8 protein-coding genes are annotated in these 6,531 nt (G+C 62.6%); 5 read left to right on the forward strand and 3 right to left on the reverse strand.

Annotated elements, in window-relative coordinates:
* From WA989_RS14525 to WA989_RS14535, 3 genes are all read right to left on the reverse strand, one after another.
* Positions 1–751: NAD(P)/FAD-dependent oxidoreductase (locus tag WA989_RS14525; protein WP_424341199.1), on the reverse strand; the 751-nt coding region annotated here is incomplete at its 3' end.
* Between the two features lie 18 nt (positions 752–769).
* Positions 770–1,444, reverse strand: a complete 675-nt coding sequence (locus WA989_RS14530; RefSeq protein WP_424341200.1) for a TetR/AcrR family transcriptional regulator — start codon at positions 1,442–1,444, stop codon at positions 770–772.
* Entirely contained in the window at positions 1,444–2,703 is a 1,260-nt protein-coding gene (locus WA989_RS14535) for a cytochrome P450 (protein WP_424341201.1), read from the reverse strand. Before WA989_RS14535 ends, WA989_RS14530 begins: the two co-directional genes overlap by 1 nt.
* A gap of 158 nt (positions 2,704–2,861) precedes the next feature.
* Here WA989_RS14535 and WA989_RS14540 point away from each other — a divergent pair, with 158 nt between their 5' ends.
* The 5 genes from WA989_RS14540 to WA989_RS14560 form a co-directional block, all read left to right on the forward strand.
* Positions 2,862–3,980 (forward strand): cystathionine gamma-lyase, encoded by a 1,119-nt coding sequence (locus WA989_RS14540; RefSeq protein WP_424341202.1) that lies wholly within the window; start codon positions 2,862–2,864, stop codon positions 3,978–3,980.
* Between the two features lie 4 nt (positions 3,981–3,984).
* A complete protein-coding gene (gene tsaE / locus WA989_RS14545) occupies positions 3,985–4,437 on the forward strand; it encodes a tRNA (adenosine(37)-N6)-threonylcarbamoyltransferase complex ATPase subunit type 1 TsaE (RefSeq protein ID WP_424341203.1) in 453 nt (150 codons plus the stop codon).
* Positions 4,400–5,527: an aminoglycoside phosphotransferase family protein gene (locus WA989_RS14550; protein ID WP_424341204.1), complete on the forward strand. Its 1,128-nt coding sequence runs from the start codon at positions 4,400–4,402 to the stop codon at positions 5,525–5,527. Before tsaE ends, WA989_RS14550 begins: the two co-directional genes overlap by 38 nt.
* On the forward strand, positions 5,524–6,246 hold the full coding sequence (locus WA989_RS14555) for a nucleotidyltransferase family protein (protein ID WP_424341205.1): 723 nt from the start codon (positions 5,524–5,526) through the stop codon (positions 6,244–6,246). The genes WA989_RS14550 and WA989_RS14555 overlap by 4 nt, the downstream gene beginning before the upstream one ends.
* Positions 6,222–6,531: hypothetical protein (locus tag WA989_RS14560; protein WP_424341206.1), on the forward strand; the 310-nt coding region annotated here is incomplete at its 3' end. The genes WA989_RS14555 and WA989_RS14560, both read left to right, overlap by 25 nt.

Here is a 6,531-nt window from a genome sequence, read left to right on the forward strand (position 1 = left end):
GTTCTATATTCGGGATGATACCAATCCCGGCGAGCACAAGATCGGCCTCGATCTCCTCACCGTCGGCCAGCACCGCATGGGTCAGCGTGCCATCCTTGCCCTTGACGCTCGCCAGACGCGCCCCGCAGCGCACATCGACGCCATGCTCCATATGGAGCTTCTCGTAGAAGGAGCTGATCACTGGACTGGTGACGCGGGCCAGCGCGCGCTCGGCCATTTCCAGCACTGTCACCTCAAGGCCGAGCTGGCGCGCAACCGCCGCCGCTTCGAGCCCGATATAACCCGCCCCAACAATCACCAGGCGCCGGCCCTCTATCATTTTGGGGCGAATGTGTTCGACATCGGCGAGGCCGCGCAGGTCAAACACGTTTTCAAGGTCTGCGCCCTCGACAGGCAGCGCGCGCGGACGCGAACCCGTCGCGATGATCAGCGCGTCATAGGGTAGGTGCCCGCCATGCTCGAGGCGCACTTCGCGGGCCGAGCGGTCAATGCCCTGAATCTTCTGGGACAGCAGCGTCTCGACCTTGTTGTCTTCATACCAGGCTGCCGGTTTGAAATAGAGCCGGTCCTCGGCCATTTCGCCCTTCATATAGGCTTTCGACAGGGGCGGGCGCTGATAGGGTAGCGCCGGTTCGTCACCGACCAGCGTTATCGCGCCTTCATAGCCGAACAGGCGCAGCGACTGCGCCGCCTGCGCACCGGCCTGGCCGCCGCCAATGATGACGATCTGCTTTGACTCCGACAGGTTCAAACCTGTTCTCCTCCCGACTTATTCCACATTCATGACGCAGGCGTCACGAATTTTCAAGCTGCTCTCGGCAAGTGCGCCAATTTGCGCCTCGAGCGCGTTTCTGGCGGTGGAGGTAAGCCGGTGGGAGAACAAGGTCAAATGCTGGCGGATGCCGCGCATCACAGCGCCGGAGCCTTCGGTATCCGCCTGGCCGGATTCCCTCAGATATTCGAGCTTGTAGCGGATGACGATAATCGCATTCACGGCCAGGTCGCCGATCGCGTCTTCTTCGATATCGAGCAGCCCGGCATCCTTCATCGCCATGAAATAGGCCGAGAAAATCTCCCGGGACGCGTCATAGATATGCGGCAGGCGGGCCTGTAGCGCATCGGAATGGGCGCCATAGTCCGCCTGGTCGCGGTACATGAACCGGTAGGCCCGCAATTCGGCCGCCAGCGCGCCGATATAGTCGACATAGGAGCCGATCACATCGCGCTGATCCGGCACCATCGCAATACGGGCGCCATTCACCTTGAGAAAATCCTCGGTGATCGCCTCCAGGAGGTCGCGCTTGGTCTTGAAATGATACCAGAGATTGCCTTCGGAGATGCCGGCCGCTTCGGCCAGCATCGCCGTCGTTACATTGGCATAATGCAGCCGGTTGAACAGCTGGCGCGCCGTCTCGACAATCTTCTCGCGAGTGCCTGTCGCCATTACTGTTTGGCGTGCAGCACGACGGGCAGCGTCGTATAGCCAAGCACGAAGTTCGACTGGACGCGTTCCGGCTCGCCGACAAGTTCGATTCGCTCGAACCGGTTGAGGATTTCCTCCCACAGTATCTTGAGCTGCATTTCCGCCACCCGGTTGCCCATGCAACGGTGGATGCCAAAGCCGAAGGAGACGTGATGGCGGGCGCGTTCCCGGTCGATCCGGAACTCGTCCGGCGCTTCGATCACCTCATCATCCCGGTTGCCGGACGTGTACCACATGACGACCTTGTCGCCCTTCTTGATCTGCTTGCCGCCCAGTTCGAAATCCTCAAGCGCGATGCGGCGCATATGCGCGAGCGGCGTTTGATAGCGGATGATTTCAGACACCATGTTCGGGATCAGCGACGGGTCAGCGCGCAGCTTGTCGTACTCGCCCGGGAATTTGTTGAGGAAATAGACCCCGCCCGAAATCGAATTGCGCGTGGTGTCATTGCCGCCGACGATGAGCAGCATGAGATTGCCGAGGAGTTCCATCGGATCCTCGATCATGTGCCGGGTCTCTTCATTGTGCGCGAGCAGCGAGATGAAATCGAAGGTCTGCGGCTGGGCGGCGCGCTCGACCCAGAGGCGGGAGAAATATTCCAGACACTCTGTGAGATGCTTCATCCGCCATTCCATATCGGCGCCGACCACGCCAACCGCATCGGACGTTGTCGCAACATCTGACCAGAAAGGCAGTTTGTGACGGTCCTCAAAGGGGAAGTCGAACAGCGTCGCCAGCATCTGTGTGGTGAGCTCGATCGAGACCTGGTCGACCCAGTTGAACGTCTCGCCGACCGGCAGGCTGTCTAGAATGTTGCAGACGCGCTGCCGGATCAGGTCTTCCAGGTCCGACAGCTGGCTCGGCGCGACGGCCGGCTGGGCCGCCCTGCGTTGAACATCATGCTTGGGCTGGTCCATCGCGATGAACATGGGCGGCTGAAAATCATCGCTCGGATCGCCGATCACGATGCTTGGCTCCGATGAAAACACCTTGTGGTTGGAATCGACCGTGACGATGTCCTTGAACTTCGTCACCGACCAGTACGGCCCGAAAGCGCTGTCGGCTGTATAGTGGACCGGGTCTTCCCGGCGCAGGCGCTCGAACACAGCGTGATGCATGTTGCGCTCAAACAGCGCCGCGGCGCTCGGGTCCACATGGTCTATCGGCCCGTGAAGATTGCGCTCCACAACGTCGTCCTGAACCTGAATTGAATCCGGCATTATATTTCCTCCCAATGATTATTCTTATATTTCTAGGGTACATACCCTAAAACTTGGGCGCAGGCAATTCTGCCGCTTGGTTGCAATTCGATTTGTGCCGGGATGGCCGGCACGTTATTCGGAAAGCAGCATTCGAAACCGCAACGGAAAGCCCAGCAATGGCGCACGACCGCAAGCATGGCGAAAGCCTGATCATGGCGCTTCTGCACAAGCGCGCCGCCTCGCTCGAAAAGGGCGAGCCGCTCACCCCGCCCATCGTCAATGCCGCCAAGTACGCTCTGCCCGGCGCCCCGGATCATGCCTTTCCCTATGGCCGGTTCGACAATCCGACATGGGCCGCTGTGGAAGCTGCTATCGGCGTTCTGGAAGACGCCGAAACCATCTGCTTTCCGTCCGGCATGGCCGCTGTCACAGCCGCGCTGATGGCAACGCTGGGGCCGAAGTCGAAACTCCTTCTGCCGTCTGACGGCTATTACACGGTCCGCGTCCTGATGGACGAATTCATCAAACAGCACGACATTGAGACGACCGAAATCCCGACCGCCGAGATTTCCGCTCACCCGGTTGAAGGCTATGACCTTGTCTGGATCGAGACCCCCTCCAATCCCGGCCTCGATGTTTGCGATATCGCCGCCATCACCGAGCGAGCCCACGCCGCAGGCGCGCGTGTTATCGTCGACAACACCACCGCAACGCCGCTCCTCCAGCGCCCGCTCGATCTTGGCGCCGACCTCACCGTTTCCTCTGACACCAAGGCCCTCGCCGGCCACTCGGATGTCCTCTTCGGCCATGTCTCGGGCCGTGACGAGACGCTGATGGCGCGCGTACGCCAGTGGCGAAAGCTCTCCGGCTCAACCCCCGGCCCCGCCGAAGCCTATCTCGCCTATCGCGGCCTGATGACATTGGAGCTGCGCCTGTCGCGCATGTGCGAGAGCGCCGCCGAACTCGCCAATCTCTTCTACAGCCACAAAGCGGCGGCGAGCGTGCGCTTTCCCGGCCTGGCCGATGACCCGTCCTACAAGATCGCGACCGCGCAGATGAGCGCCCCCGGTTTCGTCATCGGCGTCACCTTCGTTGATGAAACAACCGCCGAAAAATTCATCACAGACTGTGCCGCCATCTTCGCGGCGACCAGCTTTGGCGGCATCCAGACCTCGGCGGAACGCCGCGGCCGCTGGGGTGACGCTGTCCCGGACGGCTATGTCCGCCTGTCTGTCGGTTGCGAGCCCACAGCCGCCCTCGTCGACGCCATCTCCAATACGCTCGATACGCTCTAGGCCAATGGACGCGCTCGAATTCCATCTCGGCGATGTGGCCGCCACAGACCGTCTCGCCCGCCGCCTTGCGCCGCACCTGAAAGCCGGTGACGTCATCGCGCTTCATGGCGGTCTCGGCGCCGGCAAGACGACCTTCTCACGCGCCTTGATCTCGGCGCTTCTTGGCGCGGAAACCGAAGTGCCGAGCCCGACTTATACCCTCGTCCAGACATATGACGGCCCCGGTTTTCCCATATTTCATTTCGATCTTTACCGGCTGGAAACGCCGGAGGACGTGATGGAACTGGGATGGGAGGAGACGATGGACGGACTTGCCCTGATAGAGTGGCCCGACAAAGCAGGCGATCATCTGCCCCGATGGCGGCTCGATCTCACACTGGAAGAAACCGCTGATGGGCGCACCGCAAGGCTGGAACCGCATGGCGAAGACTGGCAGGCTCGACTGCATGGGATTTGATGCGAATCGCTCAGCGGAGATAGACGATTTCCTCGCCCGCTCCGGCTGGGGCGAGGCGGAGCTGAACTGGCTCGGCCAGGATGCGTCGACCCGGCGCTATGGCCGGCTAAAAAAACCCGGCGGCACCACCGCTCTCCTCATGGATGCGCCCCTCGTCGAGGATGATCCCTGCACGCCAGACATGAGCGACGAGGAGCGCCTCGCCGGCGGCTGGAACAAGCAGTCCCGCCTCGCTGCCTCGCGCGTCGAAGCCTTCGCCGCCATCGGCGGGTGGCTCAAATGCAACGGGTTCAGCGCGCCGGAAATCTATACCGGAGACGCAGGTCTCGGCCTCGCCATTGTCGAGGATTTCGGCACGCTGAAGGAATTCGCGCGCCTCATCGAGCAGGGCGAAGACGAGGTCACGCTTTACACCGCAGCCGCCTCGGCGCTGGCCGATCTGCACGCGCTCGAAACGCCCCGCGAGCTCCGCGGGCTCGGCCGCGACTGGCCGGTGCTCGATTTCGATGACCTCGCCCTCAACGTGAATGCCAGCCTGTTCGCCAACTGGTTCCCCGTGCAGGACAACCGCATGCGGATGACAGATGCCGACCATGCCCGCTGGGATAGGGAGCTGAACGAGCTGCTAGACCGCGCCCGCGCCTTCCCGCGTGAGCTGACCTTGCGCGATTATCACGCCGAAAACCTGATCTGGCTACCTGAACGCCAGGGCCGCGCCCGGATCGGCCTGCTTGACTTTCAGGACGCCGTCATCGGCTGGGATGCCTGGGATATGGCGATGCTTGTTCAGGACGCTCGACGCACCGTCTCGCCGGATGCCCACAGCGCCGCCATAGCGACCTATCTCGACAAGACGGGAAAGTCGGAATCGGAGTTCCTCGAGCGCCTCGCCATTATCGGCACGCTGAACGCGCTCAGAATTGTCGGCATCTTCTCTCGCCTCATCGCGCGGGATGGCAAGCAGCGCTACCTGGATTTCCTGCCGCGCCAGAAAGTCCTGCTCGCCCGCAATCTCGAACACCCTTCGGCGGCCGGCATGGCCTCTTTTGTCCGCGACACCGCCCCTTTCATCTTCGAGGAAGCGAAATGAGCAACATCCCTCAAACCGCCATGATCCTCGCTGCAGGCCTCGGCACGCGCATGCGGCCGCTGACCAATGAGACGGCCAAGCCCCTCCTTGAAGTCGCCGGCAAACGCCTGATCGACCGGCAGCTCGAGCCGCTCCTGGAGGCCGGCGTCAAACGCTTTGTCGTCAACACGCACTGGTGCGCCGACCAGGTTGAAGCGCACATGAACGGGATCACCGGCGCCGAAGTGGTCTTCTCCGATGAGCGCGAACAGGTCCTCGAAACGGGCGGCGCGCTCGCCAAGGCCGCCCCGCTTCTCGGCGATGATCCGGTCTTCGTCGTCAACACCGACGCCTTCTGGGCGCCGAGCGATGCGGCCCCCTTGCGCGAGCTCGCGGGCGCCTATTTCCCGACCTATATGGATGAAATCCTGCTGCTTGCAGACCGCGAGCGCTGCCTCGGCTTCGGCGGCGCAGGCGATTTCTTCCGCGACGAGAAAGGCGCGCTCACCCACCGCGGCGACGAGCCCTCGGCGCCATGGGCCTATGCCGGCCTGCGCATCGTCAACCCGGCGCTCTATGCCGACCAACCCGTTGAACCCTTCTCCGCCTTCCGTATCTGGTCGGACCTGTTGCCCAACAAGCGCATGCACGGCGTCCCGCTCGACCGGTTCTGGCTGCATGTCGGCGATCCGGGCGCGCTCAAGGATGCCGAAATGTGGCTGAGATGTTTCGGGGCATGAGCAGCCTGTTTGCCCCCGGCGCGCCGAAACTCCGCACCATTCCGCCGGGCGCAAACTTCCTGAGAGAACTCGCCCGCGCGCTCGCTGCAGAGAAAGATCTCGCCGCAACGCCGGACGCGCTCGCCGACGATCTCATTTACGTCCCAAACCGGCGCTCCGCCCGCGCGCTCGCGCTCGCCATCTTCGAAGCCGCAGGCGGCACGGCCGTCCTGATGCCGGAGATTCGCCCGCTCGGCGATCTCGAAACCGACGAACCACCCCCGGGTGCGGAAGCCGCCCTCGCCG

Origin of the sequence: Henriciella sp. (assembly GCF_049649345.1) — a bacterium.
GTDB lineage: Bacteria > Pseudomonadota > Alphaproteobacteria > Caulobacterales > Hyphomonadaceae > Henriciella.